A 25,039-nucleotide genomic window follows, 5' to 3' on the forward strand; every position below is an offset into this window, starting at 1 on the left:
CCAGTGCCGCCAGGACCATCGCCAGGCAATGGAGAGAAACACGCATGGATATTCTGCCGCTGATCGCTATCGCATTCGCAGTGCTCTTCATCTATTCGTGGCAACGCTCGAGGCCCAAGTCACGCGCGGGCAAAAGCAGGAGAAGCGGCCTGAGCGGGCAGGATTCCAGCCCTGGATACGGTGACGGGGGCTTCGACTCGGGCGGCGGGGGAGATGGTGCCGGCGGGGGCGACTGAGCCGCCGCCCCTGCCTCAAATCACTCCCAAGGTCAGCGCCTTCAGGGTCGCTGCCGCTCGCGTCGAACACTGCAACTTGCGGAACACGCTTTCGACATGGGTGCGCACCGTGCTCGGGCTGATGCCCAGGTCGCGCGCCACTTCCTTGTTGCTCGCCCCGCTGCTGATGCGCTGCAGGATCTGCGTCTCGCGCTCGCTGAGCAGGCCGTTGCCGGGTTTGCTGACCAGCGGCGCCTGCTCGCCATGCGCCGCGCTGATCACTGCCTGGCAGGCGCGTGGGTCGAAGCGGCCCTGCTCGGCTTCATCCAGCAATACGCCGGCGGCCTGCTCGTCACTGAGAGCCGCTCGCCAGGGGCGCTCGCCGCGCAATGCGAGCCAGGCCAGTGCGGCGCTCAGCAGTCGGTGTTCGCCACTCAGGGCATCACCACTCAGCGAGCGGAAATAGCCGCTGCCATCCAGCCGTTCGTAGGCATGCGCGGCCAGTTGCCCGGCTTCGCTCAGGCCGCCGATCTGGCTGCAGGCGCGGTGCGTCCAGTAGGGCACCAGGCGTACCGATTCGAGGTCGCCTTCGAGCAGCGGGCCGGGCGTGCTCCAGATTCGATTGGGCACGGCCGCGCGCCCCAGGCCATGGATCAGCGTCGCCTTGGCGAGCATGTCGAGGCGATCTTCGGGCAAGCCCCACAGCCGGCCGGCATCGCGCACCAGGCTGGCAGCCTGGCGTGAATAGCCGGCCAGCCAGGACAGCTTGAGATCGATCACGTCGCCCACCAGGGTCAGCGAGACCTGCGGCCCGACGCCAGGCCGCATGCCCTCGGGCGTGCGCAGTGCGTCCAGCCAATCCGCTGCGTGACGGATAAGCAATGCGGCGAGGGCAGCGGGATAGCGGCGATCGCCCTGTGCGCCGATCCATTCCAGCGCCGCCTCCAGACCATGGACGCGCGAGAGGATTTCCAGATCGCCGGCCAGCACCACGTGATAGACCACCTGCGGAATATCGGGATGACGCAGGCCCAGCGGCCGGCCGCTGCCGTCGTAGCATTCGAAGATGTGCCGCAGCCCCAGCTCGACCTGCCCCGGCAAGTCGAGGGTGCGGGCCACCTCGCCGGCCACTTCGCAGTGCACCACGGCCAAGGGCGTGGTGCGCAGCATGGCGCGCTGGCCAGCGGCATCGAGGGTGTGCGCGAGCATGTCGCGGCGCCCGCCGACATCGTCGCCAAACAGGCGCATGAAGCCCTCGGCGTTGGCCGTGCAGCCCGACCAACGCAGCAGCGCCACCTGGCGGGCCGCATCGATCAGCGCCGACTCGCCGCCACTGGCCTGCACCAGCCACTGCGCAAGGCGCGCGGTACGGCGCGACTGATCGATGGGCTGGCCCATGCTCAGGTCACCGACCATGGCCAGCGCCAGCATGGCGTCTTCCAGCGCGACGGCGTCACTCACCATGCAGCTCTCCTTTTTTTGCAGACCTCGGATAAACGACCGATACCGGGACACCGGCGCATTATCGACACTGAACTCCCCCAAGCACAGGAGATTCAATCATGTTCAATTCCAAGCCGTTGATCCTGGCCCTCGCCATTGCCAGCCCCTTCTTCGCCATCAATACCCAGGCTGCCGAGGCCAAGCCCTCGGTGGTGATCGTCCACGGCGCCTTCGCCGACGGCTCCGACTGGGCCAAGGTCGTGCCGCTGCTGCAGGAAAAAGGCATCAAGGTCACCGTGGTGCAGAACCCGCTGACCTCGCTGGCCGATGACGTGGCCGCCACCCAGCGCGTGCTGAACAACCAGGACGGCGACGTGGTTTTGGTCGGCCACTCCTGGGGCGGCACGGTGATCACCGAGGCCGGGGCCGACGAGAAAGTGCGCAGCCTCGTCTATGTCGCCGCGTTCGCCCCCAACGCCGGTCAGTCCAGCGGCGAGCTCTACAGCGGCTACCGCACCGCGCCGGGTTCGAGCCAGATCGCGGCGGACAAGAACGGCTTTTTGTACATGACGCCGCAGGGCATGGCGACCGACTTCGCACAGGACCTGCCAGCCGCGCAGACGGCAGTGATGACCGCCACGCAAGGCCCGATCCGCGCAGCGGCGTTCGATGAGCGCACCAGCGTCGCAGCCTGGAAACAGAAGCCGTCCTGGTACCTGGTCGCCAGCGATGACCGCATGATCGTGCCGGAGATGCAGCGCGACTTCGCCAAGAAGATCGGCGCGCAAACCACCGAGGTCGCCGCCAGCCACGTGCCGCAGCAGTCGCGTCCGGCCGATGTGGCCAAGGTGATCATCCAGGCGGTGGAGAAAACCCAGGCCGCGGCCAAATAAAGACGCAGCCTTCTGAATGAAAAATGCCGCCCCCTCACGGGTGCGGCATTGTTCGTTACAGCGCTCGGATCAGCTCAGCGCGTCACGGCTGTGCACGCCGTCGACCAGACGCTGAATGCCCAGCGGGTTGGCGTTCTGCAGCGCCTCCGGCAGCACCTCGTCCGGGTAGTTCTGGTAGCAGACCGGACGCAGGAAGCGGTGAATCGCCAGGGTGCCGACCGAAGTACCGCGGGCGTCGGAAGTCGCCGGGTACGGGCCACCATGAACCATGGAGTCGCAGACTTCCACGCCGGTCGGGTAACCATTGAGCAGCACACGGCCGGCTTTGACTTCCAGCAGCGGCAGCAGGTCGCGGAAGGCAGTCAGGTCTTCACGCTCGGCGATCAGGGTGGCGGTCAGCTGGCCGTGCATGCTCTGCAGGGCACGGGTCAGCTCGGCGCTGTCGGCGACTTCGACGACGATGGTGGTCGGGCCGAAGACTTCTTCCTGCAGCAGGTGGTCGCCTTCGAGCAGCATGCTCACGTCGGCCTTGAACAGCTGCGGCTGCGCCTGGTTGCCGGCCTGCTCGTTACCCGCCAGATGGCTGACCTTGGCATGGCCTTTGAGCTGCGCGACGCCGTTGGCGTAGCTGCGCAGGGTGCCGGCGTTGAGCATGGTCTGCGCCGGTTGTGCGCCGATGGCATCAGCCAGGCCGGCGACGAACTCACTGAATTCGGCGCCGCGAATGCCGATAACCAGCCCCGGGTTGGTGCAGAACTGGCCGCAGCCCAGTACCACGGAGCCAGCCAGCTCCTTGGCCACTGTGGCGCCACGCGCCTTCAGGGCGCCGGGCAGGACGATAACCGGGTTGACGCTGGACATCTCGGCGAACACCGGGATCGGCTGCGGGCGGGCAGCGGCCATATCGCACAGGGCGCGACCGCCTTTCAGCGAACCGGTGAAGCCGACGGCCTGGATGGCCGGGTGCTTGACCAGGATCTCGCCGACGCCGCCGCCGAAGATCATGTTGAACACGCCCTTGGGCATGCCGGTTTTCTCGGCGGCGCGGATCACTGCATCGGCCACGCATTCGGCAGTGGCCATGTGGCCGCTATGCGCCTTGAACACCACCGGGCAGCCGGCAGCCAGGGCCGAGGCGGTATCGCCACCGGCGGTGGAGAAGGCCAGCGGGAAGTTGCTGGCGCCGAACACGGCGACCGGACCGACGCCGATCTGATATTGACGGATATCCGGGCGCGGCAGTGGCTGACGATCCGGCAGGGCGCGGTCGATGCGCGCACCGTAGAAGTCGCCACGACGCAGCACCTTGGCGAACAGGCGCATCTGGCCACTTGTACGACCACGTTCACCCTGAATGCGGGCAGCCGGCAGTGCGGTTTCGCGGGTGACCAGGGCGACGAAATCGTCACCGAGGGCATCGATCTCGTCGGCGATGGCGTCGAGAAACTCGGCACGGCGCTCGGCCGACAGATTGCGGTAGATCGGATAAGCGGCAGCGGCAGCCTGGGCGGCAGCGTCGACTTCTTCCGGCGTGGCCTGGATAAAGGTGTACGGCAGCGCTTCACCGCTGCTGGCGTCGAGGCTCTTGTGCTCCACGGTGCCGGCGGCGCGGCGCTCACCGCCGATGTAATTGTGGCCAGTCAGACTCAGCATGGCGTTCTCCTGTCAGGTGGGACGGCAACGCCGCCCCGGACAATGAATGAGGCCTCGACCCTGGAAGCCGAGGAATGACAACTCTACTGCAGTTGTCAGACATATGATAAGTGATAACTTAAAAAATTCGTCCTCTGGTGAGGGCGCAATTCGCTAATCCGGCGAGCGGATTCTCGATCCGCCCGCAGCACAGCCGGGCCTGACAGCGGCTTAAAGCTGGCGTACACCGCCCACCTTCACCGCTGGCGCGTGCACACGAATTCCGTTGCGCAGCGGCTCGCCCAGCGCTTCCAGGCTGACTTCGAAGGTGTCCCCCGGTTGCGCCTTGATGCCGTCGGCGAAGGACAGCGTCGCGGTACCGAAGAAGTGCACATGCACGTCACCCGGACGCAGGAACTGGCGATACTTGAAGTGGTGGTATTCCAGGTTCTCCAGGCTGTGGCACATGTTGTCCTCACCGGAGAGGAACTCCTTCTCCCACAATACCTGGTCGCCACGGCGGATGCGGCTGACGCCGGACAGATGCCGCGGCAGCTCGCCGATCAGCATTTCCGGGCCGAAGGAGCAGAAGCGCAGCTTCGAGTGCGCCAGGTAAAGGTAGTTCTTGCGCTCGACCACGTGGTCGGAGAACTCGTTGCCCAGTGCGAAACCGATGCGATACGGCTGGCCATCGTCACCAATCACGTAGAGGCCGGTCAGCTCGGGCTCCTCGCCGAAGTCCTCGGCGAAATCGGGCACCGGGAAATCCTCGCCGGGGCGAACCACGATGCTGCCGTCGCCCTTGTAGAACCACTCCGGCTGCGCGCCTTCGCTGCCGGCCGCCGGACGCCCACCGGCCATGCCCCACTGGAACATCTGCATGGAGTCGGTGAGCTTGCCTTCGGCCTGCTGCGCCTCGACCTGCTGGTGCATCCTGTCGCGCGTGGAGGCGCTGCCCAGATGGGTCAGACCGGTGCCGGAAACCAGGCAATGAGCCGGGTCGGTGTGATCCAGCGGAGCCAGCAGGCGCTTTTGCTCGATCAGCTCGGCATAGGCCGGCCCCTGCTCGACGCCCAGACGCTCGATCTCGGCGATCAGCCCATGGCCGTTGCGGATCGCCTGCAGCGCCAGCTCGCGGGTGCTGCCGATGCCCCTGACCACATTGATCTGCGCATCACCGACGACGCCGACCTGGCGCTGGCCCTGTTCACTTTCAAACTGGATCAACCGCATCGCTTTGCTCCTGCTGTTGTTCAGCACCATCGCGGCGCCATATCTGCACGGCACTTTAAAAAGTGCCCGCAGTACTGCCTAATGAAAGCTTCTGATTAGGTGATAACTTTTCCTCATCCCCATGTTGCCGCCACTGACCTACATCGTTTCGCGCCTGCGCATCCGCCAGCTGCGTCTGCTGATCGCTCTCGACGAACTGGGCACATTGCACCGCGCCGCCGAGCGCGTCGCCATCAGTCAGCCGGGCGCGACCAAGGCGCTGCACGAGATCGAAACCACCTTCGGCACGCCCCTGTTCGTGCGCACGGCGCAGGGCCTGCAGGCCAACGACATGGGGCGCTGCGTGATTCGCTATGCACGTCTTATCCACAACGACCTGGCACACCTGCATGACGAGATGCAGGGCATTCTCCAGGGCCACGGCGGCCATCTTGCGGTGGGCACCATCGCCGGCTCGGTGCCGCTGGTACTGCGTGCACTGACCCGCCTGCGCCAGGCGCAGCCGGACATTTCCGTACAGATCGTCGAAGACATCAGCCCGCGGCTGCTCAAGCTGCTCGATGAGGGTCGCCTTGACCTGGCCATTGCGCGCACCAGCGGCAGCCAGCACCCGGATGCCTATGAATGCCTGAGCCTGCACGCGGAACAGCTGGCACTGGTCGCCGCCCCGCAGCATCCGCAGCAGGGCAATCCGGCGCTGAATCTGGCCGACCTGAGTGCTTACAGCTGGGTGGTCTACCCGACCGGTACACCGATGCGCACGGTGCTGGAACGCGAGTTCGGCGAAGCCGGCCTGGAGTTCCCGCGCAACCCGCTGGAAACCTCCTCGACCTTCACCATGCTCAGCCTGCTGCAGGAAGACCCCCAGCTGGTGGCGGTGATGCCCCATTCCATCGCCTGCTCCAGCGAAGGCTTCGGTCTGCTGCGCCGGCTGCCGCTATCGCTGCAGTCGCGTAACGAACCGTGCTCGATCATCCATCGCAGCGGCACCAGCCTGTCGCCGCTCGCTGCGCAGTTGCTCGAGCACCTGCGCAGCGAGCAGGACGCCTTGCCGGAAGGCAACTGAGCGAAACCGGAGAGACCAGCCAGCGTGCATCTCCACATGCGGATCGAGGGGCTGCCCGCAGGCCCGAGCCCTGGCCGGTCAGATCGCGGCACGCCCAGCGACAGGTAGCAAATGTGCGCTCTCGCGCAACAGCGCCAGTACGCTTTTAGCCGCGGGAGACAGCAACTCCTCGTTCTTGGTGATGATGCCGTAGGCCATCAGGTTGCGGTTGAGGTCATCCTCTATGCCGGGCTCCAGTTCGGCGATAGCCAGCATGCCGTAGCGAGCATAGTGCGCCACCACCTCGCGCGGCAGCACGGTGAGCATGTCGTTCTGCTCCAGCAACGTAGTCACCATCAGCAGATTCTCCGCATTGACCACCTTGCTCGGCGGGTACATGCCGACGTGCTGGAAAAGAGCATCGAACTCATGCCGCAGCACACTGCCGGACGGCGGCAACACCCAATCGGCAGCGTGCAAGTCCTCGCGCGACAGCACGTGGTTGATCAACCCTGCCCGCGCACAGACGCATAGCGGCTCCTTGTAAAGCGGCTCGAAACACATGCCGGTCTGGGCACTTTCGGCAAAGAAACGCGCGACCAGAAAATCCAGCTCGCCGTCGTTGAGGATCGCCATCAGATCGAGACTGGAGCCGGTGCGAATACTCAACTCCAGATTCGGATGGCTCTGTTTGACTCGTCGCGTCAGCTCCGGAAGCAGCTCGGCGCAGGGCGTCAGAATGGTGCCGATGCGCACATGCCCGCGTTGCCCGCCGCGCATCGCGCAGACCTCATCGAAGGCATCCTCGAGGCTGGTCTGGATTCTGCGCGCATGACGAATCATCGCTTCGCCATAGAGTGTCGGCACCACGCCGCGGGCATGCCGCTCGAACAGCGCGACTTCCAGACCATCCTCGAGCTCCTTGAGCAGCTTGGAAATGGCCGGCTGGGAGATCCCCAGGCCTTCGGCGGCACGGTTGAGGTTGCCGGTATCACCCAGCGCGACCAGCAAGGGTATGTGCCGGCTCTTCAACCGGGCACGGACAAACCAGCTGCTATTGAGAGGCTTCATGGAGGTATATCCATTTTGATATGGACAAGGCGCAAATACATATTTGTTGATGATGCCTCGTCTGTCTACCCTCTACCGGGAATGACAGATGCCGCACTGCTCGTCTGTTTTCGCTGGCGTCCTGAACAGAGCCCTGGCGCTGGAAATGCCCTTATAAAAATAATCGGAGAGGCACCATGAAACTCACTGCAACCCCCTTCCGCCTGGGTAAAGGTCTCGCGGCCCTGGCCTTGATCCTGAGCTCGAGCGCTGTGCTGGCGAAGGAGGAATGGAAGTTCCAGATCAACGTCAATGCCGGCGACGACGAATTCCGCATCGCCCAGCAATGGGCCAAGAGCGTCGGCGAGAAGACCAACGGCGAAATCCTCATCGAAGTCATGCCTACCGGCACCATCGTTGGCAACAACGAGACACTCGACGCTGTCGGGGCCGGCATCATTCAGGGCCACATCACCGACCCAGGCTACTTCTCCGGCAAGAACGCGGCCTTTGCCGTCTACGGCAACATGGTCGGTGCCTGGAACGACACCACCACCTTCCTCGATTTCATGCGCAACGGCGGTGAGGACGGGTACAACCGTCTGGTGGAGCCCTATAACGTGCACCTGATCCGTGCTGGCGCGGTTGGCGTCGAGTCGCTGATCACCAAGCGCCGTATCGAGAAACTGGATGACTTCAAGGGCCTGAAGATTCGCGCGCCGGAAGGCATGGTGTCGAACGCATTCAAACTGGTCGGCGCCGCGCCAGTTAACCTTCCCACCTCCGAGGTCTATACGGCGCTGGAAAAAGGCGTGATCGATGCCGCCGACTACACCGTGTTCGCCACCAACTACCAGCAGGGCTACCACAAGTACGCCCCCTTCGCGATTTACCCTGGCTTCCACTCGATGCCGATGAAGGACATTTCCATCAACAAGGCCATCTGGGATGGGCTCAGCGACGAGCAAAAGCGCATTCTCGAAGACTCGGTGGACGCCTTCACCGCTCAGTTGATCGGAGACCTGCAGACCAAGGACGAAGAGCAGGTGGCTATCGCCAGGCAGAAAGGTGACGTGACCCTGACCACCCTCCCTGCCGAAGAGCTGAAGAAATTCCGTCAGATTGCCCGTGCCGAGTGGAGCTCCTGGCGTGAGCGCAGCCCCGAGGCAAAGGAAGCCGTCGACTCGATCCAGGCCTATCTGCAGAGCAAAGGCCTGCTCTGACGCCCTTCTTCAAACCACTCTGAGCACACAGCCCCGGTTTCGGCCGGGGCTGACGAGGAGCTTTACAGTGAAAATGCCGCAATCACCGAGCGACGGCCCTCTTCCCGCCACAGAACCCGCACCTGGCCAGAACCGCTTCGACCGGATGATCCAGCGTATCGGTCAGGCTGTCGCCTGGCTGGTGTTCGTCGCCATGCTCGTCAGCGTTTATGAAGTGATCATGCGCTATGGATTCAATGCCCCCACGGAATGGGCCCACGAGACCACCACGTTCCTGGTCGCGACCATCTTCGCACTGGGCGGGCCTTACGCACTGGCCACCAACAGACACATCCAGATTCGCATCCTGCTGGATCGTCTTTCGCCGCGAAAACGCTCCTGGCTGGAACTGCTCAACCTGGTGCTGGGCATCCTGTTCTGCCTGGCCATCGGCTATGCGGCCTGGGTGCTGGCCGTCAATGCCACCCATGCACCCGATGGCAGCTGGCGCCTGGAAACCTCGGGCTCCTCCTGGAACCCACCGCTGCCCGCCTTCATCAAGATCATCATCCTGATTTCGATCGCCCTCATGGCACTGCAGCAGGTCGTGCGCATCAGCCAGCACTGGCGCAATAACAAATGACTTCGGAATTCGCGCCATGAGCATTGAAATCGCAACTTACCTGATCATTTTCGCCATCTTCGGCCTGCTGATACTGGGCCTGCCCCTGGCCTATGTCACCGGCCTGGTGGCGGCGATCTTCACCCTGGGCTGGTTCGGTCCGATGGCCGTTCCCCTGGTGGCCAGCCGCATGTTCGGTTTCATCACCGAATACTCCCTGGTCGCCGTCCCCATGTTCGTCTTCATGGCCGGGCTGCTCGATCGCTCCGGTCTGGCCCGGGACCTGTTCAACTCGATGCGCTTCTTCGCGGGGCGCCTGCCCGGCGGGGTCGCAGTACAGACGCTGGTCGTGGCGTTCTTCCTGGCCGCCATCTCCGGAATCATCGGCGGCGAGATCGTCCTGCTCGGCCTGCCGCAGATGCTGCGCCTGGGTTACGACAAACGCATCGCCATCGGCGTGGTGTGCGCCGGCGGCTCGCTCGGCACCATGGTGCCGCCATCGATCGTACTGATCATCTATGGCCTGATCGCCAGTGTCTCGATCGCCGACCTGTTCAAGGCGGCGGTGGTTCCGGCCTTCCTGCTGATGAGCTGCTACATGATCTATGTGGTGGTGATGTGTACGCGTTATCCGCAGATGGGTGGCGCTCATGTCGAGCAGGATGCCCGCACGCCGCGCCTCAGCGTGGGCGAGGCGTTCCGCGGCATGTTCTACCCGGTCGCCATCGCCGGGCTGGTGCTTGGCAGCATCTATGGCGGCATTGCCTCGGTCACGGAAGCCGCGGCCATGGGTGCGCTGGGCGTGCTGTTCGCGGTCATCGTACGCGGTGAGTTCAGCGTCAAGTTGCTTCAGGGCAGCCTGACCCAAACGCTGGAAACCTGCGGGATGATCGTCTGGATCGGCATCGGCGCAGCCTGCCTGGTGGGAGTCTACAACCTGATGGGTGGCAACCGCTTCGTCTCCTCGGCGATCAGCGGTCTGGATGTAGCCCCCTTCGTCATCATCCTGGTGATGATGCTGATTTTCCTGGTGCTCGGCATGATCCTCGACTGGATCGGCATCGCCATGCTCTGCCTGCCGATCTTCGTGCCGATTGTGGTGCAACTCGGCTATGACCCGGTGTGGTTCGGCATTCTTTTCGCCGTGAGCATGCAGGTGTCCTACATCTCGCCTCCCTTCGGCCCGGCAGCCTTCTACCTGAAAAGCGTGGCGCCCCCGGATATCAGCCTCACCGACATCTTCAGGTCGATGGTGCCGTTCATCATCATCCAGTTGTTCGTGCTCGGGCTACTCCTGTACGTGCCGGCGATCTCCACCTGGCTGCTGTAACCCTCCTTGTTTCCGATCAACCCGAAGGGCCCCGGGCGGCCTTTCGTACCCTGGCAGGTTTTCCTCATGACAGACAAACGTCCCCTCCGCTCCGCGCAGTGGTTCGGCAGCGCCGACAAGAACGGCTTCATGTATCGCAGCTGGATGAAGAACCAGGGCATTCCCGACCATGAATTTCAGGGCAAGCCGATCATCGGCATCTGCAATACCTGGTCCGAACTGACGCCCTGCAATGCGCACTTTCGCAAGATCGCCGAGCACGTCAAACAGGGCGTGCTGGAAGCCGGTGGTTACCCGCTGGAATTTCCGGTGTTCTCCAACGGCGAATCCAACCTGCGCCCGACCGCCATGCTCACCCGCAACCTGGCGAGCATGGATGTCGAGGAAGCGATCCGGGGCAACCCGATAGACGCCGTGGTTCTGCTGACCGGCTGCGACAAGACCACGCCGGCACTGCTGATGGGCGCCGCGAGCTGCGACGTACCGGCCATCGTCGTCACCGGCGGGCCCATGCTCAACGGCAAGCACAAGGGCAAGGACATCGGCTCCGGCACGGTGGTCTGGCAGCTCAGCGAAGAGGTCAAGGCCGGCAAGATCTCGATCCATGATTTCATGGCCGCCGAGGCGGGCATGTCGCGCTCGGCGGGCACCTGCAACACCATGGGGACGGCCTCGACCATGGCCTGCATGGCTGAAGCCCTGGGCACCTCGCTGCCGCACAATGCCGCCATCCCGGCGGTCGATTCGCGACGCTACGTGCTGGCTCATCTGTCGGGCATGCGCATCGTCGAAATGGTCCATGAAGACCTGCGCCTGTCGAAGATTCTGACTCGCGAAGCCTTCGAGAACGCGATCCGGCTCAATGCCGCCATTGGCGGGTCGACCAACGCGGTGATCCACCTCAAGGCCATCGCCGGGCGCATGGGCGTCGAGCTGGAGCTGGACGACTGGACCCGGGTGGGGCGCGGCACACCGACCATCGTCGACCTTCAGCCCTCCGGTCGCTTCCTGATGGAAGAGTTCTACTACGCCGGGGGCCTGCCTGCCGTCATCCGCCGCCTCGGCGAGAACGGCTTGCTGCCCAACCCGCAGGCGCTGACGGCCAACGGCAAGAACCTCTGGGAGAACTGCAAGGATGCGCCGATCTATGGCGACGACGAGGTGATCCGCCAACTCGACAATCCATTGCGCGCCGATGGCGGTATCTGTGTGCTGCGCGGCAACCTCGCGCCCAAGGGGGCGGTGCTGAAACCCTCGGCAGCGAGCCCGGCACTGATGCAGCACCGCGGCCGTGCCGTGGTGTTCGAGGACTTCGACGACTACAAGGCGCGGATCAATGACCCGCAACTGGACGTCGATGAAACCTGCGTTCTGGTCATGAAGAACTGCGGTCCCAAGGGTTATCCGGGCATGGCGGAAGTGGGCAACATGGGGCTGCCGCCCAAGGTTCTGGCCAAGGGCATCACCGACATGGTGCGCATCTCCGACGCACGCATGAGCGGAACCGCCTATGGCACCGTGGTGCTGCACGTAGCCCCCGAGGCTGCGGCCGGCGGCCCGCTGGCAGTGGTCCAGAACGGGGATTTCATCGAGCTCGATTGCGCCAACGGACGCCTGCATCTGGACATCCCCGAAGCGGAACTGCAGGCGCGCCTGGCGGCCTGGCAACAACCGCAGGGCCTGCTCTGGGACGGCGGTTACCGTCGCCTCTATGTCGATCACGTACTGCAGGCCGATGAGGGCTGCGACTTCGACTTTCTGGTCGGCTGCCGCGGCTCTGCCGTGCCGCGGCATTCGCACTGAGTCGATTCAGCTCGGTGCCAACGAGTTCAGCATCAGCAAAGCGCCGCTTATGCGGCGCGATTCGCGCGGCAGCTATTCAAGGGCATGCGAAGAAAGGCGCTGACGCGTCCTTGATCGCGAATGACTAAGCCGCTTTTCTTAGCGGCTCATCATGAAGGTCTCGAATTCCAGATCTTCCAGCGCGTCGTTGAGCCGGTACAGACCCAGCAGCACGCACAGCAGCAGCGACAGGGTGAAGCCGTAGCCGAAGAAGGTCGGGCCGAGCATCTGGCTGAACAGAGTCAGCGCACCGTTGGCCAGCACGAAGAGCACGCACAGCTCGAGCACGATGGCGCGCTTGTCCAGATAGAAGAACACGTTGAGCAGGGCCATGAACACGACCTGGATACTCACCCCGATCACGTCGATGTAGAACAGCGGCAGGTAGTAATGGGAGATGCCCAGCCACGACAACAACTGTGGCGCCAGCAGGAACAGCAGCACCAGCGTCAGCCCCTGCACCTTGCAGATTTCCATCAGGCCCTGACGGATCGCCAGGATCATCTGCTCCTTCAACCAGCCGATGTGCTGCAGGGTTTCACCGCCACGGATGGCGTCATAGACGCGCTCGTACCACTCGGCAAAGTCGGTTTCGATACGCACCAGGAACACCGCCATGCCGGGAATGATCGACAGATAGGCGAGGAAGATCGGCAGGTCATAGAGAATCGACGCGCGCAGCGGGCCGATCACCGCTTCCGAGGTGGCCGGGTTGAACCAGAAAATGAACTTGTCGATCCAGATTCCCAGGTTGTAGCAGAGCCCGGTCAGCAACAGGCTGACGAACACCTGACGGCGCTTGAGGAAGTCGAACGCGACCAGGCGCTCGGCCGGATATTCGCGCAGGATGTCGAAGAGGAAGATGAACAACAGGCTAGAGTGACCGATCAGCAACCCCAGCAGCAGCCCATCGATGTTCAGGAAGCGCAGCAGGTAGGCCGAGGCCACCATCAGCGAGTAGCCGAGGAACATCACGCCGAGGATGCGGTTATAGGCCTTCATCCCGGACAGGAAGATGATCACCAGCCACAGGTTGCACAGCACGACGAAGTTGGCCATCACCAGCAGGCGATAGGAGAACGACTGGTCGAACAAAAAGCCCAGCACGACAATCGCAAGCAGTCCGGAGAAAACCGTGACCAGTAACAGAATGCCCACCAGGTTGGGCAGGATCATGTCCAGCCGCCGTTCGAACAGGCGGTCGGAAACGAAGCGGGTGAAAAACAGCTGCAGACCACCCGTGAGGATGAGCGACGTGGCCATCAGGTAGGTCACCGTCACCAGGAACTGGCCAATCAGCGTTTCCGGCAGTACCGCCCCTAGGCTCAGCACACCGATGAGCATGACGCTGATGATCGACAGCACCCAGGGGCCTGAGCTGATCAGGCCAGCATACAGGTAGGCGCGCATCGTCGAGGTGTAGGAATCCTTGGACAGGATCTTCCTCAGTTCAAAACCTATGCCGGCCATCTACGCGCTCTCCGTGCCTTCGCGGTACAGCTCGCGATAACGGGCGAGCATCAGTTCTTCGGTGTAATAACGCTTCACGCGCTCGAGGCCGACGGCCTGAGCGGCCTTCCAGCGCTCGGGGTTGCGCAACAGCGAGAGAATGGCCCGCGACGTCGCCTGAGGATCGGCAATCGCCACCACCTCACCCGCAGTCCCCAGTTGCCGGTCTTCCTCGCTGGAGCCTTCGACCAGTTCCCGGCAGGAGCCAACGTCACTGGTGACCACCGGCGTACCGGCGGCCCAGGCTTCGAGCACCACCAGCGGCTGCGCCTCGCTGATAGAGGTCAGCACCATCACACCCAATTGCGGGACGACCTCGCGCACCTGGCGGAAACCGAGAAAGCGCACCTTGTCCTGCAAGCCAAGACTCGCCACCAGGCTATGGCACTCGGCGGCGTAGTCCGGATCTTCCTCTTCCGGACCGACGATCCAGCCTTCAGCCTCGGGCATGACACTGACCACACCGCGAATCGCGCGGATGAAGGTCTTCACGTCCTTGATCGGGACTACGCGCCCGACCAGACCGGCCACTGCCGGCACGCCTTCAGGGCGACTGGCCAGCGCCTGATCCCAACTGCCGAGATCGATGCCGTTGGGAATGACCCGCGTACGCTCGGCCGGCGCGCCGTCACTGACCTGACGCCGGCGGTTGCCCTCGTACAAGGCGATGATCGAATGCGCCGAGCGATAGGTGATCAGACCGATACGTTCGAAGAAGCGAATCCACAGGCGGCGGATGTAGCTGACCTCGGCATCCAGACCGGTACTCAGACGTTCGTCCGGACTCTCGGCGATCCAGCCGGCCTGGGCCAGGTCGATCTTGCGCTCCTTGGTATAGATGCCGTGTTCGCTGAGCAGGTAATGACAACCCCAGCGGCGCTGCAAGACGCTGCCGAGCAGGCCGGCATAGCCCGTGGATATCGAGTGCAGCATGCGCGCACGCGGCAGGCTTCTGGACACCTCGGCGAGCATGAACAACGGTGCCTGCATGGAGCGCAGCGTCCAGAAATAGTTGACGAACGAGGGGTCGGCACAGTGCTGGGTGTAGCCATCGACGATGGCCTCCCAGCTGGCACGACTCTGCAGGAACGCTTCGCGACCGATACGCCCGACAGCCAGGGTATCGACGAACGCATCGCCCTGCTCGGCGCTCGGTTCTTCCGGGTTATGCAGAAAGCGATGCACATCCATCATCAGCTCGGCGAGCTCGGGGGTCTCCCGCAAGCTGGTAGCCGGCATGGCGCTCCAGGCGTCCTCGAGGAAGTGCTCCTGAATATGCACGACGTTGTCCGGGATGGCGTAGTGGCGCTTGCCGTAGGCCTCCTTCTGGCCGCCAATGAACAGCACCGAAAAGGTCAGTTCCGGCAAACCCAGAATCAGCTGATTGATCCAGCTGGACACGCCGCCGCGCACGTACGGCCAGGTTCCTTCGAGCAACAGGCAAACATCGACGCTCTGTACGTCAGGAACTGTGGTTTTCTCACTCATAGCCAGTATCTTGCCAATGCCGCGAAGGGGGGACGTTGCAACATGTCGGCCGGCATGCTCGCCAGCATTTGCGGAATATCGTCATAGCGCTGACGCAGGAAAGCCACTTCTGCCCGGTACGGCGCCAGTTGCGCCGCACTGGTCCCGGTCATTGCCGACTGGTCGAACTGCAACGTGGCCTCGTCAAGGTTGCCCTGCTCCATGGCGATTCGCCCTGCCAGCAGGTGCAGCTCGCCGCTGGGCTCGCCCTGCAATGCAGCGATCACATGACTCCAGGCCTGCTGCAGCACATGCTCCAGTACGCTGCCCTGGGCCAGACCGACGTATGCCAGCTCCCAGTACCAACGTGCCAGTTGACCATGCAGGGCAAACTTGCGATCGGGCTTGGTGCTTTCCATGCTCACCAGTGCATGCTCGATGCGCTGGTTGATGCGACTCTCGCGCTGATCGAGCATCGAGTAAGCCAGCAGACGTACGTCATCGGACGGATCGCGCAGCGCCAGCTTGAGAATCGGAATCGCCTCCTTGCTGCGCATACGCCGCGTGGCGAAGATCGCCGTCAGGCGCTGATCGGGGTCGGGCGCGTGACGCAACACATCCTGCAAACCGCCATCGTTGAACATCAGCTCACGGGTGCGCTGGCGCGGGCGAAAAGGCAGCTCGGGAACGGCTGTCGCCTCCCACGGCTGAACCTTGCGCTTGCGCGGCAGGTAGAGCGCAGGGAACAAGGCCAGCGCGACGCCGAGCATGCCGATCAGCGGGATGAAGAAGGAGAGGCTGAAAATGAACAGCGGGCTCCACGGCATAGGATTGCGATAGCGCCGAGGCAGCAACAGCCAGATCCCCGCCGTCAGCATGGCACTGCCCAGACCGTGGGCAGAGGCATACAGCAGGGCAGCCTGATGTGCCGGCAGATCGCTGACCGCGCTGGCCCAACTGCCCAGCTCGAGCAGCGCCGCGCCGCTAAACAGCCACTTGCTGATCATTCAGAGCACACTCGTTGAAAAGGAAGTGCCGCAGCGCCTCGCGCTCATCGCCACCGTCGAAAATGAACTGATGGGTCTGAACACCCAGCGACTCCAGTTCGCGACCTTGGCCAAAGCGCTCCGCAAACAGCTGCTTCAGACGCACCATGTAGCCCTTGGAGCCTTCCCCGGAAGTCAGTGGCAGCAAGACCAGCACCAGGCGACTGCCACGTGCGTTGATGACCTTCAGTTGCACGTCCAGACCACGCTGGCTGCTCTCCAGCAGTCGCTGGACTTCCTCGCCATGCTCCTCGGCCAGTTCGAAGGCGAACAGGCTGGCCGGCAGATCGTGATCGCGGGCATCGCTGAGCGAACGCTTGAGCAACTGGGAATACTGCTGCGCGTCGGCATCCGGCAACTGCAGGGCTTGCGCGTCGCTCACCAGCAGATCGGCGATATGCCCGGCAAGGATGGCCAGCAGGCTGAAGCTACGCTCGTGGAACATGAAGAACGGCATCTGCTGAATGGCCAGTACCGCCAGGATGCGATCCTCGGTATCGATCAGCGGCACGCAGGTCTGCAGCGCCGAGTGACGAGTCCCTTCGCCACGATCCAGCACGTCGGAGCGAACGCTAACCAGCTCGCCACGCTGCAGACACTGCTTGAGCAGGATGTCGCGCTCATCGAGCCGGGCCATTTCACCCTGCACGGCCAGCGGCTGAGGATCGATACGTTCATTGTCGATGACCCGGTAAAGGCCAGCGACCCTGAGCGAGCCATACTGGGCCAGCAGCGACAACACCGTATCGGAGAGGGTCTTCAATGCGTCGCGATCCCCCGGCAACGCCCGCAATTGCTCACGCAAGCTGAGCAGCGAACTGCGCAGGCTCTGGTCATTGCCTGCCACCCGCTGTTCCAGGCGGTCGTGAGAAATGCGCAGGATGTGATGCGAACGGGTGAACTCGTCGAGACGCAGCTGGCGGTATTCGTTGGCCAGGCTGAGGCGCTCCAGACGTCGCTCCCAGATATCGCGGAACTCGCCGACCAGCATGCTGCACAGCAGCATGCCGACGATGAAGGAAGCCGGTGTGTCGACGTAAAGCTCATGCCCCGCAATACGGAAGACGAAGAGCGCCGCGATCAGCAGCGCAGCACTGAACAGCCCCTGCAGGAATCCGTAGCGAACGCCGAGCAGTATCGGCACCAGAATCATCCAGGGGAACGAGGCTGCAACGAGCAGCGGGTCCTCTGGCGACAACCAGTAGCCGAAACCGAGGGCCAGGAGCGTCAGCAGAGAGGTTTCCCACCAGGAAACGCGACCGCTGGCCCTTGGCGCAAGAATGAAATCCTTGTGGGCAGACTGCATCGTGATTACTCGAAGTCGAGGTTACCTACCAGCTTGCGCAATACCTTCTGGGCTGCGCCTGCAACGCTTTCACGCGACCAACCGGCGCGCGCGCCGCTGGAGCTCCAAACCACACGACCGGTAGCCGGCTCGAGGATCTGCAGGCTGATGCCGACTGCCGGCTCGCCGTCCAGGCCGTTCTTGTACTGCCATTCTTCCACGCTACCGGTGATCACGTAAGCCAGCTTCTGCTGACGCGCCCAGGCCAGTGCCTGTGCCTGACGCTCACGGTCATCCTGCAGCAGAAGATCCTTCTGCGGTTGCTGCGGGTACATCAGAGGACGCACGCCCTCTTCCGCCAGGATACTGATCAGGATCTGCTCGGCACGTTCGCCCGCCTGGGGCGCCTGCGCAAAGTTGACCAGCGGAGCGACGCCCCACGAGGCATCACGGGACAGGGTCTGACCGCTGCCACCGGTAAAGCTCGAGCATCCCGAGACGATCAGTGCGATGACCGCCAGAGTCAGGCAACGTATGGTTTGCATCTTCATTCCTCCTTTGAGAATCCTTGCTTAGCGCCCGAAGCGGGTGCTGTAGGTGATACCAAGCGAACCACCAGGATCGCCTTCCCCACCCCGCGGGGCGGATTGGTAACCGAGGGTCACGGCCAACTCGTCGTCTCCAAACAACTCGACGCCGACGCCAAGGTTGATGCCGTAATTGAATTGCCGCTCCGTCCATTGCCAACCCGCAACGGTATCGATCATCCAGGTGAACTGCGGTCGGGTTCTGTTCAGTGCGCCAGGGAAGCCGCGGCGCAGGGTGCTGGCGACGTAGAGCTGGCCGTAGCGGCTCTGCAGCACTTCTTCGCCCAGAATGCCGGTTGCATCGCCGGTTGGAATGTAAGCGCCTCCATTGGCGCTCAGCAGGTCGTCGCTGAGCTCGCTTTTCACGCCGTTGCGCTGATAGTCGATACCTGATCGCAGCAACCAGGACGGCTCATCGAAAAACACCATGTGCGCCCACTCCAGCGAAAGGCCATGGCCACTGCCAAAAGCGTCGCCGTCTCTGGAGCTGTAGCGGCTATGGTTCAGCGACCAGGTCAACTGGTCCCGCGTCGACATGCCGTGCTGACCGCTGAGGCGAACCCCGTCGCGCATACCCAGCGCCCTCAGCATGCCGCTGTCCTGTGCCTGGCGATGCCAGTCAAACGCCAACCCCAGCTCATCGCGCGAGGTCAGGCGCCAGCTCCGCTCGATGCCAAGGCCATGGCGATCCTCGTCGTCGCGCAGACTGCTGTCTACGATCAGGTTGAGCTCGCCATCGGCCAGTTCACGACCGGCCTCTAGCTTGAGGTTACGCTCGGTACCCAGCACCGCATTGTCCAGATTGGCGCTGTCGTAGCGGCCCTGCTCGAGCTGCAGGTCGGCATACCAGTCATCGCCCAAATAGCGGGCAGCCTGCAAACGCGGGCCTTTCAAATCCAGGCCGCCAAAGTCCTGCGTGCGCCAACCAAGCTGCACGCCTTGCGGCGAACGCTGCAGCGAGCCAATGGCCTGCTGACGCAACTGTTGGCGAATCGACTCTGGTTGCTCCTGGCCCAGCGCACCAAGCGCGGTCGACAGCGCTTCGCCCTGATGACCCAGACGCGACAGGGCTTCGACCTGGTGCGCCGCATCGAGCCCGCCACGCTCCAGCAGCTGCTGTATCTGAGCATGGTTGTCGTTACGCAGTGCCTGCTGAATTTCGTCGTAGCGCCCCGCCCTCAGGCCACGCGCCGCACCCCAGGCCAGCCAGTCATCCTTGAGCGCGGTCTGGTTGCTGACGTCGAGCTGATCGAGAAAATGTTCGAACCAGATCTGCAGCGTCGCTTGCTCGCCATTCCAGCGCTGCTTAGCCTGCGCCAACGAGGCCAGCGAACCTTGCGAGCCTGCCAGCAAACGCAGGTACAGGGCATAGCTTGCGGGGGTCGCACTGGCGTTCTGATGGTGCAGCTCGCGCAGCAACTGACGACGCAGGCGCCAGGCCAGATCGTTATAGCCGGCAGCCTCGGCGGCATCAGCATAGGCCGCCATGGTCAAACGGTCCGACGGATTCGACTTGAGGTAACGGCGAAACCAGGCCAAAGCCCGCTGTGTGTCATTGAGCAGCATGTAGGCGTTGGCATAGGGCAGCCACAACTGGCCATCCGCCACGGCCAGCGCACGCCAAGCTGGCAGCAGTTGAGCCAAGGCATCGCGCTTACCGTTGTCGATGTGTAGCCACAACAGGCTCTGGCGCAGCTGGTTGTCATCGGGGAATAGCGCCAGGCCTTGCTCGTAATAATGCTGCGCCCGAACAACCTCGCCAACCATCGCCGCCAATGCACCGCGGGCGATCCAGTACTGCGAGTTATCGCGCCCGCTGGGCGAGGCCTGCGCCTCGACCAGAAGACGGCTCAACACCTCTCGGTCACGCAATGATTCGGCCAGTTGCAAGGCTGCAATCAGGCGAGCCACGCGCCCGGTGCGATGCCAGCTGTCGATCAGCACCTGCAGTGAGCGCCTGGGCTCGACATCCCAATACAGGTCGACCAGGCGATCCTCGTCCTCGAGGCCGAGCTTGAGCGAGAGGCTCTGCATGCGTTCGTAGGCAGCCTTAACATCCTCGTCTCGCTCCAGCTCCCACGCCAGATTGACGCGCAATTGCCAGAACTGTGCATCGTCGACCTGATCCAGATCGACTGCCTCCAGCACCTGCCACGCCCGCTCCGGCTGGAACAGGGTCCAATACGCACTGGCCCAGCGAATCCGCTCCTTGACGGTCAATGGCCCGCGCTCGGCCAACAGCTGCCACTGCATCACTTCCTTGCTCAACTGGTGGGTGTTTTCCAACAGCTGACGCAGGCGCTGACGTGCGAAGAGATGATTGGGATAACGCCGCAGGTAGGCCATCAGCCAGGCTTCGGCCTCCTCGGGGGTGCCACGCGTTTCGTGGGCGTAGACCAGCGTGTCGATTTCCACATCGCTCATCTGCCGCTGCTGGTCGATGGCAGACAGGGACGCGATGGCCTGGTCGAAATCGAAAAGTTGCAGGGCATAACGCCAGACGCGCTCGCGCAGTTCCGGGTCGGAACGCTGCCCCAGCATCCGCACCCAGTAGTGCAATGCCTCCTGAGTATGGCCCGTCCACTCGGCCAGCCGCGCCAACTCGGCCAACAGGTCATAATCATCCGGCTTGAGCGCCAGCAACTCGGGAGCCAACTGCCAGGCGCGATCAATCGCTCCGGAGGCCAGACTCAGTTGGAAGTCGGCGTTCAATGCGCGCACATCGTCGCGTTTAAGGTCGAGCCAGCGCTGAATGAAGGTCGCTGCGAGATCGTAGCGTTGCCCGCCCTGAGCGGCATCGACGCCAGCGGCGAGCCAGTCGAGCGAAGCGGGCTCGGCGTCCAGCTCGGCCAGGTGCCGGGCCAGCAGCTCGGCCGCACGCTCAGGCTGATCCGCAGCACGCAGGGCATCGAACGCCTCGCGCCGGTACTCCAGCCGTTTGTGCTGGTCGCCTTCGCCCTCAGCCAACTGCAGATAGAGCTGCGCTGCGCCGGCCTGGTCGTTGTCGGCAAGACTCCAGATCGCCGCCTCTTCCAGCCAATGCTGGCGGCGCTCTCCGTCCCGCTCAGCCAGGGCCTGGTAGACCGTTACCGCGACATCCAAGCCGCCGATCTGCAGCGCGTAGCGCGCCAGGCGCTCGAGCATGGACGTGTCCAGTTCCGGGATTTTCAGGCTGCGCAATTCAGCAATCAACGCGGCACGCCGCTCATCGCTCAAACCGTCCTGGTCGGCCTGGGCGCGCAGCACATCGAGCATCACCCGGTAGAAAGGCGTGACGGATTGCAGTTGCCCCTGCAGTTGCTCCAGATAGTCCCGGGCACGGGTGAAATCACCCACCTGAATCAGTTGATCGATCAGCCTCAGGCGGAGCTTGTCGTCTTCGGGGTGGGCCTTGATCAGCAGTTCGGTGTAACTGATGGCAACGGCGTCGGGCGTGTCGTCGGCATTCGGCAAGAACACCTCTTCGCTCTTGTACGACAGCACCAGTAACGCCACCACGAACCCTGCAACCAGCAGAATCATCCAGGGGTTGAGCAGGCGTGTACGCGGCGCGCTTCTCTTAGTTGCAGACAAGCTGTCCATCTCTCACCTGCTTCATCGGTAACTCGAAGTGCCATACACCATCGTCATGCTTACCCGTGAAGCGCCCCCCCCCCGCGTTGACGTGGCATGACGCAGCCGAACGCACACTGAATGCCAAGGGGAACTCGCCACTGAAGGAAAACGCGACACGCTTGTCGTCCAGGTAGCGCCAGTCGGTCAGCGGAATGTTGGCGTCCTCCAGAGCCGGACCCGGATCGCGGGTTTCGCGCAGCGCCAGCACTACATCGGCAGCGCTCAGGTGGACGTAGCGCCCCTGGGGCAACTCGCGCACGCCGGCGACGCCCTTGGACCGAGCCAGATCAGGCCAGCCCAGAGCGGGGTCGAGGCGTAGCGTGCGCATGCCCATCAACCCCTTGACCTGCCAGGCACCATCGCTGCGTCTGGCCAGGCTCGCCCGGTAGAGGCCCTCGACTCGCTTGATGTAGTCGCTCATCCACAGCGACAGGGGCTGGCCATCTAGAATGGTCTGATAGGTCTGGCGCATGGCGCGGATGGAGGCCTGCTTGGTGCCCGAGTAGAAGTGGTAATACAGGTGGAAACCTCTCAGCCGCCGCGGGCTATCGGTGAGCGCGAAGGTTTCCTGAACGTCACGGAAGCCGTAGTAGGGCCCCGTCCACAGGTTGGTGTAGAGGTTCTCGTTGATCACCGGGGCATAGAAATGCAGGCCACCAGAAGTCGGACGGATGAGCGGATAGAGTCCGGTGAGCGAGGGATACGCATTGGTCAGCGCGGTGTTGCCACCGTTGACGTTGGGCAAGCCGCTGTCGTAGGCCAGCTTGATCGTTTCGCCATCCGGCCGGGCATCGCCGGACCAGAAGATCATCTTCACCGGCTTCTCGGACGTGGTCAGGCGCTGGTTGATATAGTCGCGCGCACCGACCACCTCGCGGCGCATGTCCAATTTTTCGTAACCTGGAATGGCCATCATGTAACCGTAGGCAGCTTCGAAATTCTCGCGCTGCGCGGCCCTTTCCGGTTGCCAGAAGAAGGGATGACTGAAGGTATGGCTAGCCACCTCGACCTTGGGATTAGCAAAAATCTTGCGGGCGATGGGCTCTAGCTCTCGGGCCAGATGAGGGTACATGCCTCGAGGACCGACCTCGCCCTCGATCACCGATACCGAGGTCAGCAGCGGGTAGGGTTTGATAAAGTCCTCCAGCACCTGGGTGCCGGCATAGGGCGAACCCGGCACTTCCGCACGGGACACGAAGCCATCGCCGTCCAGATGCACGGTGGCGATGCGCCGGCCATTCTCGGTGGTGCTATCGGGCCGCGGCAAGGCCGGCAACTTGAAGACACGGGTAATGAAGGCGAACGGGTCGAGTATCCAACGCCGGCCCTCCAGTCCCTCCTCCAGCACGTAAGGTGCCAGGGCATAGCCGCCCCAATCGCCAGTCGCCACTGGCACGTAAACACGCTCACCGCTTTGCAGCGAGAGGGCCGCCTGAGTGCGCTGCGGATTGCTGACGGTCAGCGCGGCCACATCACGGGTGCGCACACGCAGCGGCGCTTCGAATGCACCGAGCAAGGTCGGGTCGTGAGACAACACCTGCGCCCCCTTGGCCACCGGCTGGGAGCGCGTGCGAATGCCCAGGCGCTCCAGTAGGCTGTCGTTGCGGGTGGGCATGCCAGACATGAAAGCAATCGGCACCTGCTCATCGAGTCGCTGTCCCAACCACACTTCGAAGTAGTCACGGGCAACCGGCGGACCACTGGTCATCCAAACCACGACGCCGGCATACAGTCCCTTCAACGAGCGCTGAGGCAGCGTGGCGTTCGCTGGCCAATAATCGACGCGATATCCCAGGTATTCGAGCAGACCACCTAGATACACGTGCCCCAGGTTGTCTTCCAGTGCCCCCTCGCGCTCGTCATAGATCAGGGCAATGCGCCTCGGCTGGACCTCCACCCCACCGATGCCCAAGGCGTTAAGTTCAGGAGACGTCACATAAGGAATGAATCCCTCCTGCGTCAGGCGCGCGGCCAGCTCACGCGCCCCTTCACGCTGCTCTGGCGGCAAATACTCGATCGCCACCACCGGAATGCCCTGCGCCCGCGCTTTATGGAGATGCGGCAGCAACCAGTCACGATCGCTCTGCGATACCGCCTTGTAACCCCCCCCCGCAGTCCAACCGGCATAGATGGACTCTACGGCAACGGCAGAGGCAACCCCTGGCAACTCTGGCAGCACATCGAAGCCGCGATTGAAGAACAGCTTGAGCTTCGGTTCATGACGGTGCAATTCGCTAAGCAGGCTTCTGAGCGCTTTACGCTGAGCCTCTTGCACCTCCTGCGGCTGCAGATGAAAGCTGTCCAGGGTATCGAGAAATATGCCGTCGTAACCCAGTTGTCGGAGGGTACTGGCACGTTTAAACAGGTAATCACGCCATGCCGGGGCCTCCAGGTTCATCACTTGGCTGTTCCAGGCATCGTTTCTGACAGTGCTGGTTGCCTCGCTCAGACCAGCCGTGGCCGCGTCGCCGTCAAATTCACCTATAGATAGATAGGCGAAAACCTCGCTGCCCTGCCCCTTGAGATAAGCGAGATCATTTTCAGACACATGCCCCGACTCAACGACCACCCACTCAAACTGAGACAGCTCGGGCAGAGGCGGCTGATCGGCATACCAAAAGGCGACACTTGTCGGCTGAGAGAACGCTGTAGCAGCGAAAAACGCTACGACCAAGCCAAAGAGCCCGGCAATTCCCTGTGAAGACTTCACCTGCATGACCCGCTGCAAAAAAAAGCGCTTGCGCGCTTACGGCTCGACAAAAGCCCCTGGCGAGGCCACCCCATCACGGCGAGAAGCCGGCACCTGCGCAGAGAGGCCGAGCAAAAGGCGTGACATCAAAAAGCTATCACATTGAATCAGCAAGCCCTCGATAAAGTCAATTTTCTGATGCCATACCAACCCAAGAACCGGACAAACGGACACAAAGTCAAATTAACGTCACGTGATACCGCGACGTCAGTCACGCCGACTGCGGTGCTTTGATATGAACAAAAAGCGTTATCGGAAAGTTCTGCTAAAAACT

17 protein-coding genes are annotated in these 25,039 nt (G+C 63.0%); 6 read left to right on the forward strand and 11 right to left on the reverse strand.

All coding sequences use genetic code 11. The annotated features are described in order from the left end of the window. Positions 1-251 precede the first annotated feature (251 nt). Entirely contained in the window at positions 252-1,679 is a 1,428-nt protein-coding gene (locus tag DXK50_RS02920; RefSeq protein ID WP_212629274.1) for an HD domain-containing phosphohydrolase, read from the reverse strand. Positions 1,680-1,777: 98 nt separating this feature from the next. Here DXK50_RS02920 and DXK50_RS02925 point away from each other — a divergent pair, with 98 nt between their 5' ends. Then, positions 1,778-2,551 carry an alpha/beta fold hydrolase gene (locus DXK50_RS02925; protein WP_212629275.1) on the forward strand — a complete coding sequence of 258 codons (774 nt, stop codon included), beginning with the start codon at positions 1,778-1,780 and terminating at the stop codon, positions 2,549-2,551. Positions 2,552-2,620: 69 nt separating this feature from the next. On the opposite strand, the gene DXK50_RS02930 is transcribed toward DXK50_RS02925, so the two are convergent. After that, positions 2,621-4,204 (reverse strand): aldehyde dehydrogenase (NADP(+)), encoded by a 1,584-nt coding sequence (locus DXK50_RS02930; RefSeq protein WP_212629276.1) that lies wholly within the window; start codon positions 4,202-4,204, stop codon positions 2,621-2,623. A gap of 210 nt (positions 4,205-4,414) precedes the next feature. Further along, positions 4,415-5,416: an AraD1 family protein gene (araD1, locus tag DXK50_RS02935; RefSeq protein WP_212629277.1), complete on the reverse strand. Its 1,002-nt coding sequence runs from the start codon at positions 5,414-5,416 to the stop codon at positions 4,415-4,417. Positions 5,417-5,537: 121 nt separating this feature from the next. Between araD1 and DXK50_RS02940 the strand changes: the two genes are divergently transcribed. Then, the gene (locus DXK50_RS02940) at positions 5,538-6,482 is read left to right on the forward strand and encodes a LysR family transcriptional regulator (RefSeq protein ID WP_161865904.1); all 945 of its coding nucleotides are present in this window, start codon (positions 5,538-5,540) and stop codon (positions 6,480-6,482) included. 78 nt (positions 6,483-6,560) lie between these two features. On the opposite strand, the gene DXK50_RS02945 is transcribed toward DXK50_RS02940, so the two are convergent. Continuing rightward, a complete protein-coding gene (locus DXK50_RS02945; RefSeq protein ID WP_249186601.1) occupies positions 6,561-7,532 on the reverse strand; it encodes a LysR substrate-binding domain-containing protein in 972 nt (323 codons plus the stop codon). Positions 7,533-7,708: 176 nt separating this feature from the next. On the opposite strand from DXK50_RS02945, the gene DXK50_RS02950 reads away from it, so the two are divergent. The 4 genes from DXK50_RS02950 to DXK50_RS02965 all read left to right on the forward strand — a co-directional run bounded on the left by DXK50_RS02950 (position 7,709) and on the right by DXK50_RS02965 (position 12,468). Next, entirely contained in the window at positions 7,709-8,734 is a 1,026-nt protein-coding gene (locus tag DXK50_RS02950) for a TRAP transporter substrate-binding protein (RefSeq protein WP_212629278.1), read from the forward strand. Positions 8,735-8,807: 73 nt separating this feature from the next. Continuing rightward, entirely contained in the window at positions 8,808-9,356 is a 549-nt protein-coding gene (locus tag DXK50_RS02955; protein ID WP_249186661.1) for a TRAP transporter small permease subunit, read from the forward strand. Between the two features lie 16 nt (positions 9,357-9,372). Then, entirely contained in the window at positions 9,373-10,665 is a 1,293-nt protein-coding gene (locus tag DXK50_RS02960) for a TRAP transporter large permease (RefSeq protein WP_212629280.1), read from the forward strand. 66 nt (positions 10,666-10,731) lie between these two features. Further along, on the forward strand, positions 10,732-12,468 hold the full coding sequence (locus tag DXK50_RS02965) for an IlvD/Edd family dehydratase (RefSeq protein WP_212629281.1): 1,737 nt from the start codon (positions 10,732-10,734) through the stop codon (positions 12,466-12,468). Positions 12,469-12,606: 138 nt separating this feature from the next. On the opposite strand, the gene pelG is transcribed toward DXK50_RS02965, so the two are convergent. Genes pelG through DXK50_RS03000 form a run of 7 tightly spaced genes read right to left on the reverse strand, consistent with a single transcriptional unit; the run spans position 12,607 to position 24,732 of the window. Continuing rightward, positions 12,607-13,977, reverse strand: coding sequence for an exopolysaccharide Pel transporter PelG (gene pelG / locus DXK50_RS02970; RefSeq protein WP_212629282.1), 1,371 nt, complete (start codon positions 13,975-13,977; stop codon positions 12,607-12,609). Then, on the reverse strand, positions 13,978-15,504 hold the full coding sequence (pelF, locus tag DXK50_RS02975) for a GT4 family glycosyltransferase PelF (protein WP_212629283.1): 1,527 nt from the start codon (positions 15,502-15,504) through the stop codon (positions 13,978-13,980). Further along, positions 15,501-16,490: a HEAT repeat domain-containing protein gene (locus DXK50_RS02980; protein WP_212629284.1), complete on the reverse strand. Its 990-nt coding sequence runs from the start codon at positions 16,488-16,490 to the stop codon at positions 15,501-15,503. The genes pelF and DXK50_RS02980 overlap by 4 nt, the downstream gene beginning before the upstream one ends. Continuing rightward, positions 16,468-17,835 carry a PelD GGDEF domain-containing protein gene (locus DXK50_RS02985; RefSeq protein WP_212629285.1) on the reverse strand — a complete coding sequence of 456 codons (1,368 nt, stop codon included), beginning with the start codon at positions 17,833-17,835 and terminating at the stop codon, positions 16,468-16,470. The genes DXK50_RS02980 and DXK50_RS02985 overlap by 23 nt, the downstream gene beginning before the upstream one ends. 5 nt (positions 17,836-17,840) lie before the next feature. Continuing rightward, positions 17,841-18,359, reverse strand: a complete 519-nt coding sequence (locus tag DXK50_RS02990) for a penicillin-binding protein activator LpoB (RefSeq protein ID WP_125880879.1) — start codon at positions 18,357-18,359, stop codon at positions 17,841-17,843. A gap of 27 nt (positions 18,360-18,386) precedes the next feature. Then, positions 18,387-21,983, reverse strand: coding sequence for a tetratricopeptide repeat protein (locus DXK50_RS02995; protein WP_212629286.1), 3,597 nt, complete (start codon positions 21,981-21,983; stop codon positions 18,387-18,389). Beyond that, the gene (locus DXK50_RS03000; RefSeq protein ID WP_212629287.1) at positions 21,961-24,732 is read right to left on the reverse strand and encodes a bifunctional glycoside hydrolase 114/ polysaccharide deacetylase family protein; all 2,772 of its coding nucleotides are present in this window, start codon (positions 24,730-24,732) and stop codon (positions 21,961-21,963) included. Before DXK50_RS03000 ends, DXK50_RS02995 begins: the two co-directional genes overlap by 23 nt. Positions 24,733-25,039: the final 307 nt, after the last annotated feature.

This window comes from Pseudomonas sp. KB-10 (assembly GCF_018221585.1).
GTDB lineage: Bacteria > Pseudomonadota > Gammaproteobacteria > Pseudomonadales > Pseudomonadaceae > Aquipseudomonas > Aquipseudomonas yangonensis.

Coding starts and splice junctions, on each gene's coding strand:
- DXK50_RS02945 (WP_249186601.1), bottom strand. CDS start 7,532: ATGAAGCCTCTCAATAGCAGCTGGTTTGTCCGTGCCCGGTTGAAGAGC.
- DXK50_RS02940 (WP_161865904.1), top strand. CDS start 5,538: ATGTTGCCGCCACTGACCTACATCGTTTCGCGCCTGCGCATCCGCCAG.
- DXK50_RS02995 (WP_212629286.1), bottom strand. CDS start 21,983: ATGGACAGCTTGTCTGCAACTAAGAGAAGCGCGCCGCGTACACGCCTG.
- DXK50_RS02925 (WP_212629275.1), top strand. CDS start 1,778: ATGTTCAATTCCAAGCCGTTGATCCTGGCCCTCGCCATTGCCAGCCCC.
- DXK50_RS02960 (WP_212629280.1), top strand. CDS start 9,373: ATGAGCATTGAAATCGCAACTTACCTGATCATTTTCGCCATCTTCGGC.
- DXK50_RS02980 (WP_212629284.1), bottom strand. CDS start 16,490: ATGATCAGCAAGTGGCTGTTTAGCGGCGCGGCGCTGCTCGAGCTGGGC.
- DXK50_RS03000 (WP_212629287.1), bottom strand. CDS start 24,732: ATGCAGGTGAAGTCTTCACAGGGAATTGCCGGGCTCTTTGGCTTGGTC.
- DXK50_RS02930 (WP_212629276.1), bottom strand. CDS start 4,204: ATGCTGAGTCTGACTGGCCACAATTACATCGGCGGTGAGCGCCGCGCC.
- pelF (WP_212629283.1), bottom strand. CDS start 15,504: ATGAGTGAGAAAACCACAGTTCCTGACGTACAGAGCGTCGATGTTTGC.
- DXK50_RS02985 (WP_212629285.1), bottom strand. CDS start 17,835: ATGCAGTCTGCCCACAAGGATTTCATTCTTGCGCCAAGGGCCAGCGGT.
- DXK50_RS02965 (WP_212629281.1), top strand. CDS start 10,732: ATGACAGACAAACGTCCCCTCCGCTCCGCGCAGTGGTTCGGCAGCGCC.
- DXK50_RS02920 (WP_212629274.1), bottom strand. CDS start 1,679: ATGGTGAGTGACGCCGTCGCGCTGGAAGACGCCATGCTGGCGCTGGCC.
- DXK50_RS02990 (WP_125880879.1), bottom strand. CDS start 18,359: ATGCAAACCATACGTTGCCTGACTCTGGCGGTCATCGCACTGATCGTC.
- pelG (WP_212629282.1), bottom strand. CDS start 13,977: ATGGCCGGCATAGGTTTTGAACTGAGGAAGATCCTGTCCAAGGATTCC.
- DXK50_RS02950 (WP_212629278.1), top strand. CDS start 7,709: ATGAAACTCACTGCAACCCCCTTCCGCCTGGGTAAAGGTCTCGCGGCC.
- araD1 (WP_212629277.1), bottom strand. CDS start 5,416: ATGCGGTTGATCCAGTTTGAAAGTGAACAGGGCCAGCGCCAGGTCGGC.
- DXK50_RS02955 (WP_249186661.1), top strand. CDS start 8,808: ATGCCGCAATCACCGAGCGACGGCCCTCTTCCCGCCACAGAACCCGCA.